The sequence below is a fragment of the Blautia caccae genome, assembly GCF_040095955.1.
Lineage (GTDB): Bacteria > Bacillota > Clostridia > Lachnospirales > Lachnospiraceae > Blautia > Blautia celeris.
Window position 1 is genome coordinate 132,745 of sequence record NZ_JBBMFP010000008.1, and the last position, 24,075, is coordinate 156,819.

A 24,075-nucleotide genomic window follows, 5' to 3' on the forward strand; every position below is an offset into this window, starting at 1 on the left:
CCGCAAAATTCGCCAAAAAACACGAGAAAAACCACCATAATAATTATATCTTTTGTATAAATTAGCTTAAAAATTATGAAGATTTCTATGGATTTTTTCTGAAAAAGGTGTATGATATAAAGAAGACACAAGGAGGAAAATCTATGGAAGATGTTATCAGCAAACTGGCAGAAATAGAAGCCGCAGCTTCCCGGATCATGGAGGACGTTGCCGTCCAGAAAAAAAGGCTTTCCGAAGAAAATGATGCCCAGATCAAAGCCTTTGACGAGGAAGTAGACCGGCAGACTGCCAAAGAACTGGAGTCCATCCGCAGGAACCTGGAGGTCAGCATGGAGAAAGAACTGGAAAACCAGAAGGCGGAGACGGATGAAATCCTGCATAAAATGGAAAAGTATTATGAAGCGCATCACGAAGAGATGGCTCAGAAACTGTATGACAAAATATTAAGGATGTGATGTTATGGGAACCCTGTTATCTTACAGCGGTCTTTCAACCAAGATCCGTGCCATGCAGAGCAAGCTCATGACGGAAAAGCAGTATCAGGAAATTTCTCAGTTGGAATCTGTTCCCCAGGTGGTTGCCTACTTAAAAAAGCAGCCCGGATTCAAAGAACTGTGGACTGACCTGGATGAAAACTCCCTCCACAGGGGTGACATCGAAAAGCTGCTTACCCACACGATCCATCAGAACTTTGCTAAGATTTACAAATTCGCCAATCCCTCCCAGCGCACCTTTATGGCTCTGTACTTTAAGCGGTACGAGATCGCCGTTATGAAGGAATGCCTCAGAAGGGTGTTTGACAAGACCCGGGAAGGGCTGGATCTGTCGCTGTTCAAAGATTTCTTTGACCGGCATTCCAAACTGGATTTGGAAAAGCTTACCCAAGCAAATACAATTGAAGAATTTGTAAACAGTTTGAAAGGTACGGAATATTACTCTCCTCTGTCAAAAATCGGGGAAGAATATACACCGCTCCTTTTTGATTACGGCATGGCGCTGGACCAGTATTACTTTGCAAATATCTGGTCAGTGAAAGATAAGCTGTTCAAAAAAAGAGATCTGCAAGAGATCATCAAAGCCTACGGCAATAAATTCGATATGCTCAACCTGCAGTGGATCTATCGTTCCCGCAGGTATTACCATATGGCCCCGGCTGATATCTACGCACTGCTCATACCTGTGCACTATAAGCTCTCCCACAAAGAGATCACCGCACTGGTTGAGGCAGCGGACAATGAAGAATTCCGCCGCGTGCTGGATACTACTGCTTATAAAAAACGTTATCCGGAACTTGCGCCGGAGAACCTGGAAGAATACTACACTCTGAATCTCAGGAACATCCTGGAATCAGAAGCAAGAAAATATCCGCACTCAGTTATTATGATCTATTCCTATTTTTATCACAAGGAACACGAAGTAGACCGGCTCACCACTGCCATAGAGTGTATCCGCTACGGACTGTCCCCGGCTGAGACGCTGGATTATATTCACAAAAACTAACCTCGGAGGTAATTGACATGATTGAGAAAATGAAATTCTTGAGCATTACCGGTCCGAAGTCTGACATTGACAGAGTTGTCAACGAATACCTGGCTAAGTATGAAATCCATCTGGAAAATGCCATGGCACAGCTGACGCAGGTGCAGCACCTGTCCCCCTATATTCAGATCAACCCCTATAAGGAGCTTCTGAACAAGGCCACAGAGTTTGCAGGGCTGCTGCAGAACACAGAGGATGTGCCTGTCAGGGATATTTCCCTGGATGAAGCCACCGGTCTTATTGACTCCCTCAGCCAGAAGCTCTCAGACATCAATGCAGAATGCGATGACCTGAAGGCACAGCGGACGGCAGTTGTGGAAGACTTAAACCGAATCACCCCCTTCCTGAACCTGCCGGAAGATGTGGATAAACTGGTGCACTACCGTTTTGTCCAGGTCCGATTCGGCCGGATCGCGAAGGAATATTACAACAAGTTCAAAGAGTATGTCTATGATGGTATGGATACCTGGTTTTATCCATGCCATGAGGATGAATATGTATGGGGCGTCTATTTCGTGCCCTGGACCAAGATGGAGGAAGTGGACGCGATTTTCTCTTCCATGCATTTTGAAAGAATCTATCTGAAAAAGGATTACTACCACGGCACGCCTCAGGCCATACACAGGGAGCTGAAAATGAAGCTGGAGACCCTGGACAAACACATGGCTTCCTGCCAGGAAGAGATACGGCTGATGCTCCGCGACGACGCATCTGCCATACTCTCCGCAAAAGAGGCTTTAAGTGCCCTCTCCACCAACTTTGACGTGAGAAAGGTTGCTGCCTGCGTCAAGGAGCATCAGGAGACCTTCTACATTCTCTGCGGATGGATGACTGAGAAGGATGCCCTGGCTTTCCAAAAAGACATTGAGGACGATGCCAGGCTGTTCTGCATCATCGAGGATGACCAGAACAATATTCGCACACAGCCGCCTACCAAACTGAAAAATCCCAAGGTGTTCAAACCCTTTGAGATGTATGTTAAAATGTACGGCCTTCCCGCCTACAATGAGATGGACCCCACCATGTTTGTGGCCATCACATATTCCTTCATCTTCGGCGCCATGTTCGGTGATGTGGGACAGGGGCTTCTGCTGGCAATCGGCGGTTTTCTGCTGTACAAATTTAAGAAAATGGATCTGGCTGCCATCATCGGCACAGCCGGTATCTTCTCCACTTTCTTTGGCTTCATGTTCGGCAGCATCTTCGGATTTGAGGATGTGCTGTCACCCATATGGCTGCGGCCTGTGGATGCCATGACCAATGTACCGGGCCTTGGCAACATGAACACCGTGTTCATCGTGGCGATCGTCTTTGGTATGTTCCTCATACTGCTGACCATGATCTTCCACATCATCAACGCGGTGAGGTGCCATGATACGGAAAATATCCTGTTTGACCAGAATGCCGTCTGCGGCCTTGTATTCTACGGGGCACTGACCGTTATGATCCTGCTGTACCTGACGGGTCATTCCCTTCCGGCAACCGCGATCCTGGTCATTATGTTCGGCGTGCCGCTTATACTGATCATGCTGAAAGAGCCGCTGACGCGAATCATCAAGAAAAAACAGCCCGTTGTGGAGGGCGGAAAGGTCATGTTCTTTGTTCAGAGCTTCTTTGAACTGTTCGAGGTCATGCTGAGTTATCTCTCCAACACCCTTTCCTTCGTCCGTATCGGCGCATTTGCTGTCAGCCATGCAGCCATGATGGGCGTTGTGCTCATGCTGGCGGGCGCTGAGAGCGGGGGCAGCATCAACTGGCTGGTCATCGTGCTGGGCAATGCTTTCGTATGCGCAATGGAGGGCCTGATCGTAGGTATCCAGGTACTCCGTCTGGAATATTATGAGATGTTCAGCCGCTTCTACAAAGGCAGCGGCAGGGAATTCCACCCATTCTTAAAGCGCGTAAAAAGAGAAAACAAAAATGCATAAAACCTAAGGAGGATTCATTATTATGACAACATTAATTCAATTTACTATAGCAGCCGCACTGATCTTAAGCATCATTGTTCCCTTCGGATACTTTTTCCTGGGAGAGAAAAATAAAAAACGCTACAAAAAATCACTGGGAGTCAACTGCTTCTTCTTCTTCGGAACCCTTTTAGTGGCTTCCATCGTCATGATCGGCGGAACCGCTTCCGTAAGCGCTGCCACTGACACAGCATCCGCAGGCCTCGCAACGGGCCTTGGCTACATCGGCGCCGCACTGGTTACAGGACTTTCCGGCATCGGTTCCGGTATCGCTGTTGCCTCCTCCGCAAGCGCTGCTTTAGGTGCTATCAGCGAGGATGGCTCCCTGTTCGGTAAATCCATGATCTTCGTAGCTATGGCAGAAGGTATTGCTCTGTACGGACTGATCATCTCCTTCATGATCTTAGGTAAACTGGGATAAGGGCTGCCTTATATTTTGATAAAGAAAAGAGACTGATGCATTATGAAAATGTTTTTGATCAGCGATAATATTGACACCTATACAGGCATGCGGCTTGCAGGCGTGGAGGGTGTTGTGGTGCATGAACGCGAGGAGCTCAGGAGAGCTCTGGAGGACGCCATTGCCAACAAGGAAAACGGCATCATCCTGCTGACGGAAAAGTTCGGCAGAGAGTTTCCCGATATCATTGACGACATGCGGCTGAACCATCGTCTGCCGCTCATTATAGAAATCCCCGACCGACATGGTACCGGCCGTGCACCAGATTTTATTCTCTCTTATGTCAATGAGGCGATCGGTTTGAAATTATAGATAAAGAAGGTGAATGACATGACAACCGAAGAAAAACTGCAGCATTTCTACGAAGTATCCATGGAAAGCGCACGGGATGAGTCTGAAAAGGCTCTGGAAGAATACCGCGCTGCCCTCTCCCAGATGCTCGCTGAACATAAAGAAGATAAACAGAAAAATGCCGGCAACCAGTTAAAGCTGGAGACAGAGAACGCAAAACGCGAGATCAACAAGGCATTGTCTGCGGAGCAGCTTCACATCAAAAGACGTCTGTCAAAAAAACAGCAGGAACTGCGTGAGGTACTGTTTGTGGAGGTCAGAAATAAACTGGAGACTTTCATGAGCAGCCCCGAATACCTGGTCTGGCTGGAAGAAAAGATCCGGGAGGCCCTTACCATTGCCGGTGAGGATGAGGTACAGATCTATCTGACCCCTGCGGATTCTTCCCTGCTGGAAACACTGGCGGCCAGATGCGGGACTTCCCTTCACATCTCGGAGACTCCCTTCATGGGAGGTGTCCGCGCTGTGATTCCGGCTAAGAATATTTTGATCGACCACACATTTAAAACCTTATACGAAAGCGAAAAAGAAGAATTTAATTTTGACGGAGGACTGCTACATGAATAGAACAGGAATTATCTATGGCATCAACGGTCCCGTCATTTATCTGAAAGGTAATACAGGATTCAAGATGTCGGAAATGGTATACGTGGGAAAGGAACACCTGGTCGGCGAGGTTATTTCTCTGAAAAAGGATACCACTACTGTTCAGGTTTACGAGGAAACCAGCGGTTTAAAGCCGGGGGAAACGGTAACAGCCACAGGTGACGCTATTTCCGTTATGCTCGGCCCCGGAATCCTGGACAATATTTTCGACGGTATCCAGCGTCCACTCTCCGTGATTGCCAAACAGTCCGGTAAATATATCTCCCGCGGTATGCAGGTAGATTCCCTGGACACAGAAAAAAAATGGGACGTACACATGACTATCAAGGACGGTATGGAAGTCCACGGCGGCACCATCATCGCGGAGCTGCAGGAAACCCCGTCCATTGTGCATAAATCCATGGTTCCGCCTCAGGTGGAAGGCATAGTGTCCAAGGTGGTAAAAGACGGCGCTTACACCGTAACCGACGTGCTGGCAGTGGTCCAGCTCGCCGACGGCAGTGAGTATCCCCTCAAACTGGCGCAGAAATGGCCGATTCGTATTCCGCGCCCCACAAACAAGCGTTACCCGGCTACGATACCTCTTGTGACAGGACAGCGTATCCTGGATACCCTGTTTCCCATTGCAAAAGGCGGCACAGCAGCCGTTCCCGGAGGTTTCGGAACAGGAAAGACCATGACACAGCACCAGATCGCCAAGTGGTCAGATGCGGACATCATTGTCTACATCGGCTGCGGCGAGCGCGGCAACGAAATGACCCAGGTTCTGGAAGACTTCTCAAAGCTCCATGACCCCAAGACCGGCAATGCCCTCATGGCACGTACCACGCTGATCGCCAACACCTCCAACATGCCCGTGGCAGCCCGTGAGGCTTCCATCTACACAGGCATATCCCTGGCGGAATACTACAGGGATATGGGATATGATGTGGCGATCATGGCAGACTCCACTTCAAGGTGGGCTGAAGCCCTTCGTGAGCTGTCAGGCCGTCTGGAGGAAATGCCCGCCGAGGAAGGTTTCCCCGCTTATCTGGCCTCCCGCCTCTCCGCATTCTACGAGAGGGCAGGCATGATGCAGAACTTAAACGGCACGGAGGGTTCCGTATCCATTATCGGAGCCGTATCACCCCAGGGCGGTGACTTCTCCGAGCCTGTCACCCAGAACACCAAACGTTTCGTGCGCTGTTTCTGGGGTCTTGATAAATCCCTGGCCTATGCCAGACATTTCCCTGCTATCCACTGGCTCACCAGCTACAGCGAGTATCTGGGGGATCTGTCCCACTGGTACAGTGAGAATGTATCACCCAAATTCGTGGATGACAGAAACCGCATGATGGCTATCCTGAACCAGGAGAGCAGCCTGATGGAGATCGTAAAGCTGATCGGAAGCGATGTGCTCCCGGATGACCAGAAGCTGACGCTGGAGATTGCCAGAGTCATCCGTCTGGGCTTCCTGCAGCAGAACGCCTTCCATCCTGACGACACCTGCGTGTCCCTGGATAAGCAGTTTAAGATGATGGAAGTCATCCTGTACCTATACAAACGCTGCCGAAGCCTGATCGCCATGGGTATGCCCATGTCCGTGCTCCGCAGGGAGAATATATTTGAGAAGATCATATCCATCAAATATGATGTTCCCAATGACAAGCTGGAACTTATTGACGATTACATGAAGGCTGTTGACGACTTCTACAATACCGTCATGGAAAAGAATGCATAAGGAGGAACGATTATGGCAATAGAATATCTCGGCTTGAGCGAAATCAATGGACCTCTGGTTGTATTGGAAGGCGTACGCGATGCCTCCTTTGATGAAATTGTGGAGTTCAAGGTGGACGACGGTTCCAAAAAGCTGGGCCGAATTGTAGAAATATATGAAGACAAAGCAGTGATCCAGGTGTTCGAGGGCACGGAAAACATGTCCCTTCTGAACACCCACACAAAACTCACAGGCCATCCCATGGAGGTGGAGCTCTCCGCTGATATCCTGGGAAGAACCTTCAACGGCATCGGAAAACCCATTGACGGCCTGGGTCCTGTTATGCCGGAAGTCCGCACCAACATCAACGGACTTCCCCTGAACCCGGTAACCAGGGAATATCCCCGTAACTATATCCAGACCGGTATCTCGGCCATTGACGGCCTGACCACCCTGATCAGAGGACAGAAGCTTCCTATTTTCTCAGGAAACGGCCTTCCTCACGACCAGCTTGCAGCTCAGATCGTACAGCAGGCTTCCCTTGGCGGGGACAGCAATGAAAAATTCGCCATTGTATTTGCCGCTATGGGTGTCAAATACGACGTTGCTGAATTTTTCCGCCGCACCTTTGAGGAGAGCGGTGTTGCAGACCATGTGGTCATGTACCTGAACCTGGCAAATGATCCGGTTGTGGAACGACTGATCACCCCGAAAGTGGCACTGACCGCTGCGGAGTATCTGGCATTTGAAAAAGGAATGCACATTCTTGTTATCCTGACAGATATCACCTCCTTTGCGGAGGCCATGCGTGAAGTTTCTTCCTCAAAAGGCGAGATTCCTTCCAGAAAGGGTTATCCCGGATACCTGTACAGTGAGCTGGCAACCCTGTATGAACGCGCCGGCATTGTAAGAGGCGGAACCGGCTCTGTTACACAGATACCGATCCTGACCATGCCCAATGATGATATCACACACCCCATTCCTGACCTTACCGGCTACATCACAGAAGGACAGATCGTTCTTGAGCGGCAGCTCCACGGACAGGCCATCTATCCGCCTATCAATGTACTGCCCTCCCTGTCAAGGCTTATGAAGGACGGTATCGGTGAAGGCTACACAAGAGGCGACCATCAGGACGTCGCCAATCAGCTCTTCTCCTGCTATGCCAAGGTGGGAGACGCAAGGGCGCTGGCTTCTGTTATCGGTGAGGATGAGCTTTCACCTCTGGATAAGAAATACCTGAAATTCGGTGATGCCTTTGAACACAATTTTGTAGGCCAAAGACCGGATGAGAACCGCAGCATTGAGGAAACCCTTGACCTGGGCTGGAAACTGCTGGGCATGATTCCGAGAGACGAACTGGACCGTATCGACACCAAGATTCTGGATCAGTATTATCATCCTTCGGAAGAGGAATCATAAACAAGGAAATCACCAAAAACAAGATCATCGACCGAACATGGATTGAAAACATAGAAAGGGTGATGTTATGGATCCAAATACCTTTCCAACCAAAGGTAATCTCATATTAGCCAAGAATTCCCTGGCGCTGTCCAGGCAGGGCTTTGACCTGATGGACAAGAAGAGGAATATTCTCATCCGTGAGCTGATGGATTTGATCGACCAGGCCAAGGATATCCAGGACCAGATTGATATCACCTTCCGCACCGCCTATGCAGCACTCCAGAAGGCCAACATGGAAATCGGCATCAGTAATGTGCAGGAGATATCCCGCACCGTGCCTGTGGAGGATTCCATCCGCATCAAGACCAGAAGTGTCATGGGAACAGAAATCCCCCTGGTACAGTCTGATCCGGCCTCGGGGGCGCCCACATATGCCTACTACGGCACTAAAGCCTCCCTGGATGAAGCGAAAGCGGCCTTTGAGAAGGTAAAGCAGCTCACCATCCGCCTGTCCATGGTGGAAAATTCCGCCTACAGGCTGGCTATCAATATTAAGAAAACACAGAAGCGCGCCAACGCGCTGAAAAATATCACAATCCCCAAATTTGAGGATCTGACAAAATCTATTTCCAATGCATTGGAGGAAAAAGAGAGAGAAGAATTTACCCGGCTGAAGGTGATCAAGAGGATGCAGCAGAAAGGGTAAATAAGAAAAGCGGCCGGAAGTGCGGAAAATGCACGCCGGCCGCCCCTATTTTAATCATATAGAAATCATCCTTTTACGATTGAAAACTCCTTTTTATAAAATCCAATACCATATTTTATAATGCTCCTGCAATCTCTGTCTCTTAACTCTGCTTCATAATCACATTCATTTATCTGCTGAAGGGCACTCTCTGCTAACTGATGCAGCTTTTCTTCCACCTCTTTTGCCCTGTTCTCAGTCAATACCTTAAATTCCAGGATAATCCCCGGAAAACGAGCACTTTTAGGTTCCATCATAATATCGTACCGACCTTTTCCAGATTCCCTGTTGGAACGCACATAATGAGTATCATAAAACATACTTGTCAGGGCCAGCATCCATCCATGGTAAAAGCTTTCATGTATGTCATAAAAGCTGACTGAACATTTTATTATCTTATGGAGCAGTTCGTCGAGCTGTCCCAAGTCCCCTGTAAACAGTGCTCTCCGCAGTTGGGCAGAGTATCGTATTATCCCCTCATTCTGCACATCGAATACTGACAGTATCTCCTCTTTATAAACACAAGCTATTTCCTCATTTGGAATACACAAAACATAATCCTCACCATATTCCAATTCCTCCAATGCATTGACTTTCAAATATCCTGTCATGACCAGAAAACTGAAGATATTATCCGGATTATCATAAACTGTCGGATATACTACCTGTGTGTTAAGTGAAGTCATGAGGTATCCGCCATCCATAACCTTTTTTAAGGCATCTTCGGTCTCAGGAGAACTTCTTTCAATGATCCTGTGCACAAAATCATTACTGCTTGTGGACAGCCAGTAAGGCGCCGGTTTATTTCCGGCACGGATATATTTTACCACCGACCATGGGTTATAGATATCTATTCCGCCAAAATTATAGCCATTATACCATGTTCGTAACTCCCCGCTTTTCTCTTTGCAGTCGTAATACGCAGCAATCTCATCCACTTCTTCCTGTGTAAAACCAAAATATTCCCTGTAAGTCTTATCCAGTACGGTATACACATCCAGGTTATTCAGACCACTGAAAATACTCTCCTGTGCAATATGAAGAATCCCTGTTAACACAGCGAATTTTAGGTTTTGATTATCTTTAAGGCCTCCTGAAAGCCAATTTCTCATAAAATTTATAACTTTATCGTAATAATCCAGCATATGCCCCTGCTGTATAGGGACATCATATTCATCAATAAGAAGAATTGCCGGTGTTTTATAATGAGCTTTTAAATATCCGGTCAGTCGATTTAAGGAATCCTGCCAGTCGGCATCTGAAGCATCCATATTCAGTATACGTCCCAGATACTGCCGGTCAAACTTCGTCAGACATTCACTCTGCAGCAAATATGCATGGCGATTATACTCCAACTGGATCATATTCTTCAATTTTTCGTAAGTTTCACCCCAACTGTCACATTTTATATCCTTTAGCGTTAAAAATACTACCGGATATTTTCCCTGCTCACACCTGTAGTTTTCCGTATCCTCACAATGCCATATTTTAAGTCCCTGGAACAGACTTGCCGTCTCTTCCTCAGATTTTTCAAAAAATAATTTTATCATATTCATATTCAGGGTTTTTCCGAATCGTCTCGGTCTTGTCAAAAGCGTTACTTCTGCTCCTGAATTTATGATCTCTTTTATGAGCAGTGACTTATCTACAAAATAATACTGTTCTTCTATAATTTTCCTGAAATCACTGATTCCCACCGGGAGAATCTTCCTGCTTTTATCCATATAGACCTCCTGCAGCAGTCTTTATAATTTGCAGCTCCATAAAAAGATTATAGCACATATTTTCTGTAATTATAGCATTTATGCTTCATTTAACATTTTACATTTCAAAATATTTCTTATTTAACTTTACTTACATTTAACAAAATCAAGATTTTGTATTTTACTTTCCCCCTATATACTGAAATTCGTAACAAGGACAAATCATTAGACAATTCGAGGAAAAAGGAGATCAAAACTATGAAAAGATTAGCAGCAGTTATACTCGCCGGTGTAATGGTATTCGGACTTGCAGCATGCGGCGGAAATGAAGATGCAGGAAACAGCACAGAGGCCGCATCCGGTACAGAATCTGATAAAGGAACTGCCGACAGCGGCTCAAAAGATACATCAGGTGACTGGGACAGCACCAATGACATCACAGTGGTATCCAGGGAAGACGGTTCCGGTACACGTGGTGCTTTTGTTGAACTGTTCGGCATTGAAGAGGAAGTAAACGGTGAAAAGATGGATATGACAACTGAGGAGGCAAACATCACAAACAGCACCTCTGTCATGATGTCCAGTGTAGCACAGGATGAGTACAGCATCGGCTACATTTCCCTCGGCTCTTTAAATAATACAGTGAAAGCTTTAAAAATTGACGGTACAGAAGCCACAGCGGAAAACATTAAAGCAGGCACCTACAAAATTTCCAGACCTTTCAATATTGCGACAAAAGAAGGTCTCAGTGAAGCCGGACAGGACTTCATCAACTTCATTCTGAGTAAAGAAGGCCAGGCTGTAGTGGCTGACAACAACTACATCCCCCTGGACAGCGCAGAAGCCTACGCATCAAACGGCGCATCCGGCAAGGTTGTCATTGCAGGCTCTTCCTCTGTATCTCCCGTCATGGAGAAGCTGAAAGAAGCTTACGCGGAGATGAACAGCAATGTGGAGATTGAGATTCAGACAAGTGATTCCACCACCGGCATGCAGAATGCCATTGATGGTGTGTGTGATATCGGAATGGCTTCCAGAGAACTGAAAGATTCTGAACTGGACGCTGGCCTGACCCCTACAGTCATTGCCCTGGACGGTATTGCTGTTATTGTGAACAATAGCAACCCCACCGATGAAATGACCTCTGACCAGGTAAAATCCATCTTCACCGGAGATGCTCTGGCCTGGGATGAAGCCCTTTGATCCCACACTCCTATCCGAGGTTAGAAAGTATGAAAAAACACAACCCGTTTTGCAAACAAAATAAGCGTAAGGAACAAGTAATGCAGGCAGTCTTTTTTATAGCTGCCTGCGCATCCATATTCGCAGTTGCCTTAATCTGTCTCTTCCTTTTTGTAAACGGCATACCTGCCATGAAGGAAATCGGCTTTTTCAGTTTCCTATTAGGAGAGCGCTGGAAACCGGGCAACAACATATTCGGTATCTTCCCTATGATCATGGGAAGTATCTATGTGACAGCCGGAGCTATTGTCATTGGCGTGCCCATAGGCATCCTGACCTCCATCTTCATGGCTGAATACTGCCCGAAAAAAATATACCCGTTTTTAAAATCAGCTACAGAACTGCTGGCCGGAATCCCATCTGTCGTGTATGGCTTCTTCGGTCTTGTGGTGCTTGTCCCTCTGATCCGCGGCATGTTCCGGGAAGGAAACGGAAGCAGTATGCTGACCGCCTCTATTTTACTGGGAATCATGATACTGCCCACTATCATAGGTGTCAGTGAATCCGCACTGCGCTCTGTTCCGCGCACCTACTACGAAGGGGCGCTGGCCCTTGGTGCCACACATGAGAGGAGTATTTTTGCCATTGTGCTCCCTGCTGCCAAATCCGGTGTCATTGCCGGCGTGGTATTGGGGATTGGCCGTGCCATCGGTGAGACCATGGCGGTTGTCATGATCGCCGGCAATCAGCCCAGAATGCCCAGGGGTATCCTCAGGGGTGTCCGCACCATGACCGCCAATATTGTACTGGAAATGGGCTATGCAGCAGACCTGCACAGGGAAGCGCTGATCGCCACAGGTGTGGTCCTGTTTGTCTTCATTCTGCTGATCAACTTCTGTGTAGCCCTGCTCAATCGGAGGAACCGCCATGCATAATGATCATAACCTGCGGCAGAAACTGAGAGAGTACAAGCGCACCCCCGGCTCATTTATCCTTATGCTGCTGGTGATGCTCTGCGCTGCCGTTACCTTTGCCGTCCTGTTTTTCTTAATTGCCTATATTTTAATAAACGGGGTTCCCAATCTGAAACCGGAACTCTTTGCCTGGACATATACGTCGGAGAACGCGTCCATGATGCCCTCCATTATCAATACCTTGGTCATCACCTTTTTATCTCTGCTGATCGCTGTCCCCCTTGGTATCTTCTCTGCCATCTATCTGGTGGAATACGCCAAACGCGGGAACAAATTCGTGGAGATCATCCGCCTTACCACAGAGACCCTGTCCGGTATTCCTTCTATCGTATACGGACTGTTTGGCGCCCTCTTCTTTGTGACCACACTAAAATGGGGATATTCTCTGCTGGCCGGTGCCCTGACACTGTCTATCATGATCCTTCCCCTCATAATGCGGACCACAGAGGAGGCCCTAAAATCCGTTCCGGACTCCTTCCGTGAGGGAAGCTTTGGCCTGGGCGCCGGAAAACTGCGCACCGTCTTCCGCATCGTACTGCCCAGCGCCGTTCCCGGCATACTGGCCGGTGTTATCCTGTCTGTGGGCAGGATCGTAGGCGAGACAGCCGCTCTGATCTATACCGCGGGAGCTGTGGCTGAGGTACCATCAAGCGTAATGTCCTCAGGCTCCACACTGGCTGTCCATATGTACAATCTCTCCAGAGAGGGTCTGTATATGGACCAGGCCTACGCTGTCTCTGTTGTACTGCTTCTGCTGGTGCTGGTCATCAACTGGATCTCCGGCACTCTGGCAAAAAAACTGGCGAAAGGAATGTAATATGAACAATACGGAAAAGATATCCATCAGCAGCCTGGATTTGTATTATACAGACTTTAAGGCGCTGAAGAACATAAATTTAAAGATACCGGAAAATAAGATCACCGCCTTCATCGGCCCCTCCGGCTGCGGTAAATCCACACTTTTAAAATCCCTGAACCGCATGAATGACCTGGTTGAGGGCTGCCGTATCGAGGGCAGTATTTTACTGGATGGCGAGGATATTTACGGCAGAATGGATGTAAACCTGCTGCGGAAAAGGGTAGGCATGGTGTTCCAGAAGCCCAATCCCTTCCCCATGAGTATTTACGATAACATTGCATTCGGCCCCCGCACCCACGGTATCCATTCCAAGGCAAAGCTGGATGACATTGTGGAGAGATCCCTGCGGGATGCTGCCATCTGGGATGAGACAAAAGACCGCCTGAAGCAGAACGCTCTGGGCATGTCCGGTGGCCAGCAGCAGAGGCTCTGCATCGCAAGAGCGCTGGCTGTCCAGCCGGAAGTCCTCCTTATGGATGAACCCACATCCGCCCTTGACCCTATATCCACATCCAAGATTGAAGACCTGGCAGTGGAACTGAAAAAGGATTACACCATTGTCATGGTTACCCACAATATGCAGCAGGCAGCCCGTATTTCCGATAAAACTGCCTTTTTCCTGCTGGGCGAGATTGTGGAGTACGGTGAAACAGAACAAATATTCTCAATGCCAAAGGATAAACGCACAGAGGACTATATTACAGGGAGGTTTGGTTGATATGCGCACAAGATTTGACAAACAATTAGAACAGCTTCATGTAGAACTGATCAAAATGGGAAGCCTGTGTGAACAGGCCATCACTCTGGCCGCCCAGGCACTGGATCAGCCGGAGCGGGATGTTGTGAAAAAGGTAGCTGCCATGGAGGGTGAAATTGATGAGAAAGAGCGGGAGATTGAAAATATCTGTATGCGCCTTCTTTTACAGCAGCAGCCCGTAGCACGCGATCTGAGAATCATATCTGCTGCCCTTAAAATGATCTCCGACCTGGAGCGCATCGGTGACCAGGCAGCAGATATTGCAGACCTGGCTCCATATATTGTCAGCAGCAGCATCAGCAGTAAAGTACAGATTCATGACATGGCGGCAGCTACCATCCGCATGGTAACCTTAAGCGTAGATGCATTTGTTAAAAATGATCTGGAGCTGGCGGAATCTGTGGTCATCTCCGATGATATAGTGGATGACCTCTTCAACAAGGTAAAAGGCGAGCTGCTGGATCTGATTCGGAAAAATAACGTGGACCCAAGGGCCGCCCTGGATATTCTCATGGCCGCCAAGTATTTTGAACGGATTGGCGATCATGCCGTAAATGTGGCAGAATGGGTACAATATTCCATAACAGGTATCCATAAAAGCGATGAACATCATCTGGATACGGAAAAAGAATGAGGTGAATAAATTGATTTATCTTGTAGAGGACGATGAAAATATCCGGGAACTGGTCACTTACACCCTGAACAGCCAGGGCCTGGAAGCGGAAGGCTTTGCACGGCCCTCTGACTTCTGGGATGCCATGTCCGTGGCTGTCCCCTCCCTGGTGCTCCTGGATATCATGCTTCCGGAGGAGGACGGGCTGAGCATATTAAAAAAGCTCCGCACATCCAGAGACACGAAAAAGCTTCCCGTTATCATGCTGACCGCAAAGGGAAGTGAATATGACACGGTACTGGGACTCGACAACGGAGCCGACGACTATATTCCGAAACCTTTCCGGATGATGGAACTGATTTCCCGCATCCGTGCCCTGCTGCGCCGCAGCCAGGAACAGGAAAAGATTCCGGAATACCGCCTCGGCTCCCTCTACGTCTGCCCCTCGCGCCATATCGTGCGGGTGGACGGCACAGAGATCATCCTGACCCTGAAAGAATTTGAACTGCTCTGCCTCCTTCTGTCGGAACAGGAGACCGTATTTACCAGAGCCCAGCTTCTGGACCGCATCTGGGGATATGAATTTGACGGGGAGAGCCGAACCATTGATGTCCACGTCCGCACCCTGCGCCAAAAGCTGGGAAGCGCCGGTGACTGTATCAAAACCGTAAGGGGAGTGGGTTATAAAATTGGAGGAAAAACCGCATGACAAAACGAATCTTCCGCTCCATAATGCTTGTATCTGCTCTTGTGCTAGTCATCGGACTGGGCTTCATTATGGGCATTCTGTATCACTATTTCGGCAGCCAGATTGAAAAGGAACTGAAATCTGAAACTGCTTATCTGGCAATCTCTGTGGAAAACATGGGCATTACCGCCTTAGATGATCTTCCTGCGGAATCCGCCAGAATCACTCTCATCGCCGAGGATGGCAGTGTTCTCTTTGATAACAAGGCTGACGCCTCTAAAATGGAGAACCATTCCAACCGCCAGGAAGTGATCGCAGCAAAACTAAAGGGTGTCGGAAAGGCTACACGCCAGTCCGATACGCTTTCGGAAAAAACAATTTACTATGCCAAGCAGCTCTCAAACGGCCAGATTCTCCGTGTATCCAGCACCCAGTACACTGTAGCTGCCCTGATTGGAGAGCTGGTACAGCCCATGCTGTATGTGCTGCTCATGATGGTAGTGCTCTCCGCCCTTTTTGCTGCGCGCATTTCCAAGAAAATTGTCTCACCTATCAACAGCCTGGACCTGGATCAGCCGGAGCGCACAGAGGCCTACGACGAGATATCACCACTGCTCACAAAGATCAACAAACAACAGCGCACTATCCGCAGGCAGCTCTCAGATGCCAGAAGACAGCAGCAGGAGTTTTCCATCATCACGGAAAATATGAGTGAGGGGCTTTTAGTCATTGACGCCCAGACTGACCTTCTCTCCTACAACTCCAGCGCCCTGCATCTGCTGGATGCCACAGAGGCACAGGCACATGCCAGCGTTCTCTCTCTCAACAGAAGTGAATCCTTCCAGCAGACCGTGGATGCAGTCCTATCCGGAAAACACACCACCTCCGATCTGCAGATTGGTGAGAACTTCTGCCAGGTCATTGCCAACCCTGTGCTCCGAGATAAAGAAGTGACCGGCGCAGTGCTTTTATTGGTTGACATAACTGAAAAAATTCAGCGGGAAAATCTGCGGAGGGAATTCACTGCCAATGTGTCACATGAGTTGAAGACACCGCTTACTTCTATATCAGGATTTGCAGAAATCATACAGGATGGGTTTGTGAAACCGGAGGACATCAATAAATTCGCCGGAAAGATTTTCGATGAGGCACAGAGGCTGATTGCCTTAGTCGGGGATGTGATCAAGATATCACAGCTCGATGAGGGGTGTCTTCCTTATCAAAAGGAGGAAACAGATCTGTATACTCTGGCAAAAGAGACATTGGAACGGCTGCGGGAGCCTGCAAAACGCAAACAGGTTTCGCTCTTCTTAGAGGGGGAACATGCTGTATTCAATACTACCAGGCCGATTTTGGAGGAAGTTCTCTATAATCTGTGCGATAATGCCATTAAATATAATCATCCGGACGGGAAGGTGACTGTCACTGTCCTGAATGGGAAGAATACAATCAGCGTATCTGTTGCGGACACGGGCATCGGAATCCCTTCCACGGACCAGGCCAGGGTGTTTGAACGGTTTTATAGGGTGGATAAGAGCCATTCCAAAGAGATTGGGGGCACTGGGCTTGGGTTGTCGATTGTGAAGCATGGCGCGGCTTATTTGGGGGCGCAGGTGGAATTGGAGAGTTGTGTGGGGGAAGGGAGTTTGTTTCGGCTGGTGTGGGGGAAGGAGTGTTGACTTTTTTGCTGTATTATTGCTTAAGCGGGGGATACTGACTTGCGGGATCTGCTTTGGCTTATGCGGACGATTCTGACTTACGGAACCTGCTTTGGCTTATGCGGACGATTCTGACTTGCGGGACCTGCTTTGGCTTATGCGGACGATTCTGACTTGCGGGACCTGCTTTGGCTTATGCGGACGATTCTGACTTGCGGAACCTGCTTTGGCTTATGCGGACGATTCTGACTTGCGGAACCTGCTTTGGCTTATGCGGACGATTCTGACTTGCGAAACCCCAGACGGAATAGTCGGGACGTGAAGAGTTTCTAAATGAAAAACGGCCTCCGGGTACGTGAACCGGATAGAACCGCGCACTAATCTGATGATTAGTCCGCTCAACTATCCTTGAAATTTGATTGGGAAATCAAATTTCATCACGCACCCGGAGGCCGTTTTTCATTAAGAAACTCTATTCACGTTCCTCCAATATTCCGTCTGGGGTTCCGCAAGTCAGTATCTGTTGGTTTAAGGCGGTTGAAATGTATATTATAAAATTGTTGGTTGTTGTATATGCTGTTTTTGTGTAAGTGTTTTTGTAAAACGACTAATATACTGAAAACTAAGATTTTCGATTCTATTCTTATAATGGATTCATATGTAGCATTTGTATTGCTGTTGTATAACTACAATTTTAGTGTGGCTTTACTAATTTTTAGATACATTTTGACTACAGGTTGAGCTATAGTTTTAGTTTGGTTTAGTTAATGGTGTCTGTTATTTTATAGATGATGAGCAGGAGCAGGATGGCAATGAGGACAATGGATATGTGGACGGAAAGAATGACTGTTTTCAGGAAGAAATCAGCACAGATGCAGGCCAGTATAATGGCTGCGAAAAGTACGGAAATTCTTTTGTTGTTTTGGGAACTGATGTTGAAGGAATTTCTGGTGATGGTGTTATACAGAAGGAGGACGGAGCATAAAAGTATGACCATACTTATGATAGCACCTGTGGTTACGGGGATATAAGGCCAGGTGGGGGTGTCTCCAAACATGTCTGACAGACCGAAAAGAAGGCGGACTGCAAGCAGGACTGCTAAGGCGACACATAACGTTCCTAAAAAGGAGACAGCTTTTTCCGCACGGGTGAGATGTGGAACCTCTCTCAGAACATTGTCGCAGAATATCTTGTAATCACTGCCTATTATGTCCTCCATGGTATCCCCCCTCTGCTCTCCGTCCAGGATCATCTGTGTAATATCACGCCTGACCAGTTCCTGTTGGTATCCGCTGATATCCGCACCTCGGATATAGACTACCATATCAGTCAGAATTTTATTATCTGCTGCTTTCAGATGAAAAGATAAGTCATTATTTTCCTTCATTAACTGCTTTGTTTGTTTATTCATTTATTAAATCCCCTTTCACATCATCCAACAATCTGGAAACTGCAACGGATAATTCCATATAACTCTCCAGAAATCTTTTGAATTCCTTTTTTCCCTCCTGCGTTATAGAATAATACTTCCTTCTGGGCCCTACCTCCGACTCCCGAAATGTAGCCTGTATAAACTGATTCTTCTCCAATCTCAGCAACAGCGGATAAATCGTCCCCTCAGCCACTTTCCCAAATCCATACTCCCCCAACTGCTCCGAAATCTCATACCCATAAGCCTCCCCCTTCCCAATAATAGCCAACACACACCCCTCTAAAGTCCCCTTCAACATCTGTGAAGAAATCACCGCTTTACCTCCTATCTTGCATTGCAATATAGTTAGCTACATTGTAATGCAAGATAGTTGTTTTGTCAATCGCATTCTTCTATCAAAACAATATCTATAATGCAGTTGTTACTGTAGACACTCAGTAGTAATTTGTTATGTTGGATACTCGTCAATCCAGGTATATAAGAAATTTCCGTGCATCTTCTCTTTTTTGTAGACAACTACAAAGGATAACCAATATTTTTCCTGCCAAATAGATAATCATAAAGACAGTTTGACATTTGCATTTAATCTAAATACGCCTGACTTCCCTTCTTCTCACTTTACATCTCAGCTTTCGTCCGTAATCTGACAGCACCCAGCTTCGCTTTCTTCTTATTTTACATATAATCCAAAGCACTTCCTCGGCTTTTGTCCGTAATTTGATAGCACCCAGCTTCATTTTTTTCTTATTTTACATATAATTTAAGGCACTTCCTCAGCTTTCGTCCGTAATCTGACAGCACTCAACTTCGCTTTCTTCTTATTTTACATATAATTTAGAAGAAGTCTTCTTTTATATAACCTTCCATGTCTTTTTGTTTTTACTATTTAAAATCAGCAGGCTGACTTCCTTGCTCTTATTCGCGGCCCCTGTCTCCCCTGACTTTTTCCCCACACGGATACCTCCTGCGCACCGTCCGTGAGCCACCCGCAACTCCCCTCTCCATAACTCTCCCACACCCGTCAACTCACAGTTTTATGGAAACCAGCAATTTTCAGAAAATATCATCAGTTTTTCCCGGATATTAGCATATTTTGTCGCACCTCGTCAAATAATAGATTTCAAAAATGTCAATCCCTTTTCCCCACTTTTCCCCAAAATTCTTCTTTTTATCACAAGTGTACAAAACCTTTGTTCTTTCTTTTATTATGTAAATCATATTAATCCACACACATTTTTGTGGAGAATGTGGATAACTTTGAGGATAACTTCATTTTTACAGGGTTTTGTGGATTTTTGTGTGTGGATAACTTTGAGGATGGAATGTGGTAAATGTTGGTTTTTTCGACAAGCATTGTGCATATTCTACAATTGAGAATATTCTGAAAATTATGTCTTAAAAATCCTACTATTTTCTTCAATTTTCCCTCTTCGACGGCATCCCCATGTCCCAGATTTCGTTATGTAACCCGACAGTAAAATTACGTAAACCAGTGTAAACCATATTTCTATTTTCCTTACATGAATTCCCCCTCTAAACACTAACTGAACCTATACCTGAACCTATACCTGAATCTATTCCTGAAAGCTATACCTGAACCTATACTTGAACTTATTCCTGAACCTGCTCCTGAATCTACTCCTGAATTCATTCCTGAATCTATATCCCCATCATCCCTACACCTCAATCCCCCATAACATATCCCCTATATAAAAACTGCACCGGACACTCCCTATCAGGGATTTATCCGGTGCAGCACCTAATCAGATCATTATAAAACTCTTCTTCCGCCTGACTGACGAACCTTCAGAATCTGGCAGGAACCTTTTCCGAAGACCCTGTCCATTCTGGCCTTATACTCATCCACAAAACTGTTTTCCACAAAAATTTCAATGGTACCGGCGAATCCTCCGCCGTGTACCCGTGATACTCCATGCTTTCTCAGAATCTTATCACTGACAGCGAGCGCAATAGACATCGCCTGCTTCTGCACATTGGTGCTGTTGTAGATATTCTGGAGATACTTAAAGGAAGAGTTGCCGGAATCCTTTACCAATTCCAGAAATTCTTTGAAATCCCCATCTCGCAGAGCCTTTACCTCTCCCTCAACTCTTCTCTCCTCCTCAAAGAAATGAAGCGCACGCAGGATAGGACGGTCCCCCAGCACACTTCTCAGGCCAGAGATCTGTTTGTAAAAGTCATCCTCCTCAACCTCGCGCAGATACGACTTTCCAAAGAATTTTGCCACTTTTTTCATCTCTTCCGGGATAGATGCATAGTCATCCCCCATATCCGCGTGGGAAGCTTTTGTATCCACAATACACATGCTGTACTGGTAAGATTCAAAATCTGAGGGGACCTTTTCCACAACCGGACTGCCCGGCTCTTTAAAATCAATATGGATCATACCGCCTACGGAACATGCCATCTGATCCATCAGGCCGCATGGTTTTCCAAAATAAACATTTTCCGCATACTGTCCTGTCTGCGCGATCACAACCGGATCAATACTGCCTTCATTAAAGAGGCCGGATATGATAGTTCCAAGGATAACCTCAAACGCTGCAGAGGATGACAGGCCCGCACCGATCAGAACATCACTGACAATATAAGCATTGTACCCCTGTACTTCATACCCTCTTGCCTTTAACTCGGCTGCAACACCACGTACCAGGGCAGCCGTTGTGCCCTCCTCATCGTAACGCTCTTCCAGATCATTGACATCCACATCCACCATCTCATATCCGTCTGAGAGCACATGGATCATGCCATCCTCTGATCTGCCCACAACAGCCAGCGCGTCCTGGTTAATGGATGTAGCCAAAACCATGCCGTTCTGATGGTCTGTATGGTTGCCTCCGACTTCACATCTGCCGGGAGCGCTGTAGATTTCCACATCACTCTCGCCAAAAATTTTCTCAAATTCTTCAATTGCCTTTTTATAACGTTTTCTCTGGTAATCCAGAACGCTTTCATCCACATAGATCTCTTTCAGAATCTCATCGTATTTTCCCTGGAGTATTTCCTCTGCCAGAACCTTCATGTTTTTCATTTGTAATTCCTCCTTTATCATACTGCTGTACGGTCTGTGCAGTAAATGCCCGGACCTGACTGAATGTTTCTTATATTTTTTTCATAATTTCTGTTCCATCAGGTATTTCTGGGCAGAATCCACCGCGTTGGCTCCATCTGCCGCTGCTGTCACGATCTGGCGCAGTTGTTTTGTCCGTATGTCACCGGCTGCAAAGATACCCGGAACGCTGGATGCACAGTCTTCTCCCGCCTCTATATAGCCGGCTTCGTTTAATTTTACAAGACTGCCGTATTCCTCTGTGTTAGGCAGGATACCCACTGCGATAAATACACCGTCAACGGCAAGCTCCTTCGTCTCCCCTGTCTTTACATTTTCTACTGCGAGACTCTGCACCTGGTCTGTGCCCCTGATTTCCCTCGGAATAGTATCCCACACAATCTCCACGTTTTCAATAGCCTTTACGCTTTCCTGCAAAATACCTGCTGCCCGAAGTTCATCTCTGCGGTGAATCAGATACACTTTTTTACAAATCCTGGACAGGAAAATGGCATCCTCCACCGCCACATCGCCGCCGCCGATCACAGCCGTGACCCCATCCTTGAAAAATGCGCCGTCACAGGTAGCACAGTAGGAAACACCCATTCCGGAAAATTCCTCCTCACCGGGGATTCCCAGTGTCCTGTGCCGGGCACCTGCCGCAATAACAAGGGTTCTTGTAAGGTACTGGTTTTTATTTGTGATTATTTTCTTCAGTTCACCCGCTGTCTGTACCTCTTTCACATTCTCCCTGACAAATACCGCACCCAGTTTATCCGCATGGCCTCGAAAAGCTTCCGCCATATCATAGCCGCTCATCCCCGGAAGTCCCGGATAATTGTCCACCTCGTAGGTCTTCACCATCTGCCCCCCGCTGGAGAAATCTTTCTCAATGACCAGCATATCAAGCTGTGCCCGTTTGGCATAAATCGCTGCACAAAGCCCTGCCGGGCCTGAACCGATGATGATGATGTCGTATATTTTCTGCTCCATTTTGTTTTACCTCTGTTCTTTATTCTTCGCCTGCGTCACTGGGAAAATCGTCATCCCCGTACATCGCCGCGGCATCCACGCTGTCCGGCTCTTCCTTTGGCGTACCGATGGCCGCCGCAGAAAGTGTGTCCGGGCTGTTGGACAGTTCTATTTCTCTGACCAGCTTCAGGTCCTTATCCACAAAGATCCTGGTGTAATTCTGTTTTGCCTCATCTGCGTAGATAAAATAGGAAACACCATTGTCCAGCTCCTCCGTCTCATATACATTATCACCAAGCAGAGCTTTCATAGTCTCTTCACTCATACCCAAGGTGATTCCCCTGTAAATCTCCACAGATACTTTGGTGACATCAAAGTCGCCGTGCACGCTGATAACAAAACTGTTTTCCAGAGGGACTGCCAGATCAGCGTAATTGTTCACCACTGCATACAGGGTCTGTCCGTCACGCTCCAGCGTCACATAACCATGGCGGCCGCTCTTAACAATGCTGTCTGAACCATCCTCCAAAATCTCCCACCCGTTCTTCGTAAATTCTGAGACCGGAGCCGGAAGCTTATAGAAATCGCCCCCGTACCGCACCACAAACTCCATGATGTCCTCCGGAAATGCTCCCGGTGCCTGATAGCTCAGCACCTCCGCCGGGGTCTCTTTACTTACCTCTTCATTACTATCCTCAGGCTCTCTGTAATTTTTCAGCACTGCCTTATACAGTATCTCATCCTGTACGTCAAATACAAGATCAGCCTGCTTGTAAATTCCATATTCATAAGTCAGGTAGATATTATCCTTTTCTTCATACTGGTCCGTCGGCATGCCGTATGCCTCTGTGACTTCATCCAAAGTGGAGATTCCCATCCTGATTTTTCCCGGAAGCTGGTAGACACGGCTGTCATCCTCCCCGCTCTCAAGCTGTACACCGCCTACATAGCATTCACCAAGCAGTTTCTTCTCCCCGTCCAGGTTGACAATATCCGCTGTAAGGGAACCGCCCTCACTGTCCAGCGTCTCACTTTCCAGGAAAGATTCCGGATCAAGGGCTTTTTTGCCGTTGTCCTTCTCATAGGTCCAGCCGGCATTCTTCCACTCCTGCAGCTTTGCCGGAAGTGTGTAGACCGTCTCATTGATGGAAAACTGAAAATCTGAAAGTTTATCTGAAAGCTCCACGCTGTATTCTTTTTGTTCTTCTTTTGTCTCCTCATCTGCTTGTTCTTCATCCGGCAGTGTCATCACGTCCTCATCTTCAGGCGCGGGTTCCTGCCCGTTCTGTGTACAGCCCGCCGTCAGAAACGCTGCCAGCAGGCATACCATACATAACTTCTTCTTCAAACCAGTCACCTCCTTTACATCCACTACCAAAAGTTTATCACATCCCCG

22 protein-coding genes are annotated in these 24,075 nt (G+C 47.3%); 16 read left to right on the forward strand and 6 right to left on the reverse strand.

Annotated elements, in window-relative coordinates; all coding sequences use genetic code 11:
- Window positions 1-143 precede the first annotated feature (143 nt).
- From WMO65_RS10745 to WMO65_RS10785, 9 genes are all read left to right on the forward strand, one after another.
- Window positions 144-455: a hypothetical protein gene (locus WMO65_RS10745; RefSeq protein WP_033142694.1), complete on the forward strand. Its 312-nt coding sequence runs from the start codon at window positions 144-146 to the stop codon at window positions 453-455.
- 4 nt (window positions 456-459) lie between these two features.
- Window positions 460-1,500 carry a V0D/AC39 family V-type ATPase subunit gene (locus tag WMO65_RS10750; protein ID WP_033142693.1) on the forward strand — a complete coding sequence of 347 codons (1,041 nt, stop codon included), beginning with the start codon at window positions 460-462 and terminating at the stop codon, window positions 1,498-1,500.
- A 17-nt stretch (window positions 1,501-1,517) separates the two neighbouring features.
- On the forward strand, window positions 1,518-3,467 hold the full coding sequence (locus WMO65_RS10755; protein ID WP_103731598.1) for a V-type ATP synthase subunit I: 1,950 nt from the start codon (window positions 1,518-1,520) through the stop codon (window positions 3,465-3,467).
- Between the two features lie 22 nt (window positions 3,468-3,489).
- Window positions 3,490-3,927, forward strand: coding sequence for an ATP synthase subunit C (locus WMO65_RS10760; RefSeq protein ID WP_033142691.1), 438 nt, complete (start codon window positions 3,490-3,492; stop codon window positions 3,925-3,927).
- 42 nt (window positions 3,928-3,969) lie between these two features.
- The gene (locus WMO65_RS10765; RefSeq protein WP_033142690.1) at window positions 3,970-4,278 is read left to right on the forward strand and encodes a V-type ATP synthase subunit F; all 309 of its coding nucleotides are present in this window, start codon (window positions 3,970-3,972) and stop codon (window positions 4,276-4,278) included.
- Window positions 4,279-4,296: 18 nt separating this feature from the next.
- Window positions 4,297-4,884, forward strand: coding sequence for a V-type ATP synthase subunit E (locus WMO65_RS10770; RefSeq protein WP_103731599.1), 588 nt, complete (start codon window positions 4,297-4,299; stop codon window positions 4,882-4,884).
- Window positions 4,877-6,643: a V-type ATP synthase subunit A gene (locus WMO65_RS10775; protein ID WP_033142688.1), complete on the forward strand. Its 1,767-nt coding sequence runs from the start codon at window positions 4,877-4,879 to the stop codon at window positions 6,641-6,643. The genes WMO65_RS10770 and WMO65_RS10775 overlap by 8 nt, the downstream gene beginning before the upstream one ends.
- 12 nt (window positions 6,644-6,655) lie before the next feature.
- A complete protein-coding gene (locus tag WMO65_RS10780) occupies window positions 6,656-8,044 on the forward strand; it encodes a V-type ATP synthase subunit B (RefSeq protein ID WP_103731600.1) in 1,389 nt (462 codons plus the stop codon).
- A 67-nt stretch (window positions 8,045-8,111) separates the two neighbouring features.
- Window positions 8,112-8,732, forward strand: coding sequence for a V-type ATP synthase subunit D (locus WMO65_RS10785; protein ID WP_033142686.1), 621 nt, complete (start codon window positions 8,112-8,114; stop codon window positions 8,730-8,732).
- A 65-nt stretch (window positions 8,733-8,797) separates the two neighbouring features.
- Here WMO65_RS10785 and WMO65_RS10790 read toward each other — a convergent pair whose 3' ends face one another.
- Entirely contained in the window at window positions 8,798-10,495 is a 1,698-nt protein-coding gene (locus WMO65_RS10790) for an AAA family ATPase (protein ID WP_349064130.1), read from the reverse strand.
- A gap of 237 nt (window positions 10,496-10,732) precedes the next feature.
- Here WMO65_RS10790 and WMO65_RS10795 point away from each other — a divergent pair, with 237 nt between their 5' ends.
- The 7 genes from WMO65_RS10795 to WMO65_RS10825 all read left to right on the forward strand — a co-directional run bounded on the left by WMO65_RS10795 (window position 10,733) and on the right by WMO65_RS10825 (window position 17,226).
- On the forward strand, window positions 10,733-11,677 hold the full coding sequence (locus tag WMO65_RS10795) for a substrate-binding domain-containing protein (RefSeq protein ID WP_148391916.1): 945 nt from the start codon (window positions 10,733-10,735) through the stop codon (window positions 11,675-11,677).
- Between the two features lie 80 nt (window positions 11,678-11,757).
- The gene (pstC, locus tag WMO65_RS10800) at window positions 11,758-12,591 is read left to right on the forward strand and encodes a phosphate ABC transporter permease subunit PstC (RefSeq protein ID WP_033142683.1); all 834 of its coding nucleotides are present in this window, start codon (window positions 11,758-11,760) and stop codon (window positions 12,589-12,591) included.
- Window positions 12,584-13,447, forward strand: a complete 864-nt coding sequence (pstA, locus tag WMO65_RS10805) for a phosphate ABC transporter permease PstA (protein WP_033142682.1) — start codon at window positions 12,584-12,586, stop codon at window positions 13,445-13,447. The genes pstC and pstA overlap by 8 nt, the downstream gene beginning before the upstream one ends.
- Before the next feature lies 1 nt (window position 13,448).
- Entirely contained in the window at window positions 13,449-14,207 is a 759-nt protein-coding gene (gene pstB, locus WMO65_RS10810; RefSeq protein ID WP_033142681.1) for a phosphate ABC transporter ATP-binding protein PstB, read from the forward strand.
- A gap of 1 nt (window position 14,208) precedes the next feature.
- On the forward strand, window positions 14,209-14,880 hold the full coding sequence (phoU, locus tag WMO65_RS10815; protein ID WP_033142680.1) for a phosphate signaling complex protein PhoU: 672 nt from the start codon (window positions 14,209-14,211) through the stop codon (window positions 14,878-14,880).
- A gap of 10 nt (window positions 14,881-14,890) precedes the next feature.
- Window positions 14,891-15,568 carry a response regulator transcription factor gene (locus tag WMO65_RS10820; RefSeq protein ID WP_033142724.1) on the forward strand — a complete coding sequence of 226 codons (678 nt, stop codon included), beginning with the start codon at window positions 14,891-14,893 and terminating at the stop codon, window positions 15,566-15,568.
- Window positions 15,565-17,226: a sensor histidine kinase gene (locus WMO65_RS10825; RefSeq protein ID WP_033142679.1), complete on the forward strand. Its 1,662-nt coding sequence runs from the start codon at window positions 15,565-15,567 to the stop codon at window positions 17,224-17,226. Before WMO65_RS10820 ends, WMO65_RS10825 begins: the two co-directional genes overlap by 4 nt.
- A 739-nt stretch (window positions 17,227-17,965) precedes the next feature.
- On the opposite strand, the gene WMO65_RS10830 is transcribed toward WMO65_RS10825, so the two are convergent.
- The 5 genes from WMO65_RS10830 to WMO65_RS10850 form a co-directional block, all read right to left on the reverse strand.
- On the reverse strand, window positions 17,966-18,616 hold the full coding sequence (locus WMO65_RS10830) for a hypothetical protein (RefSeq protein ID WP_148391917.1): 651 nt from the start codon (window positions 18,614-18,616) through the stop codon (window positions 17,966-17,968).
- A complete protein-coding gene (locus tag WMO65_RS10835; RefSeq protein WP_148391918.1) occupies window positions 18,609-18,950 on the reverse strand; it encodes a PadR family transcriptional regulator in 342 nt (113 codons plus the stop codon). The genes WMO65_RS10830 and WMO65_RS10835 overlap by 8 nt, the downstream gene beginning before the upstream one ends.
- Before the next feature lie 1,458 nt (window positions 18,951-20,408).
- Window positions 20,409-21,689: a galactokinase gene (locus WMO65_RS10840; RefSeq protein ID WP_148391919.1), complete on the reverse strand. Its 1,281-nt coding sequence runs from the start codon at window positions 21,687-21,689 to the stop codon at window positions 20,409-20,411.
- Window positions 21,690-21,770: 81 nt separating this feature from the next.
- Complete coding sequence (gene trxB / locus WMO65_RS10845) at window positions 21,771-22,700, reverse strand: thioredoxin-disulfide reductase (RefSeq protein ID WP_148391920.1); 930 nt, start codon at window positions 22,698-22,700, stop codon at window positions 21,771-21,773.
- Window positions 22,701-22,719: 19 nt separating this feature from the next.
- Window positions 22,720-24,036, reverse strand: coding sequence for a hypothetical protein (locus tag WMO65_RS10850; RefSeq protein ID WP_243128794.1), 1,317 nt, complete (start codon window positions 24,034-24,036; stop codon window positions 22,720-22,722).
- Between the last annotated feature and the right edge of the window lie 39 nt (window positions 24,037-24,075).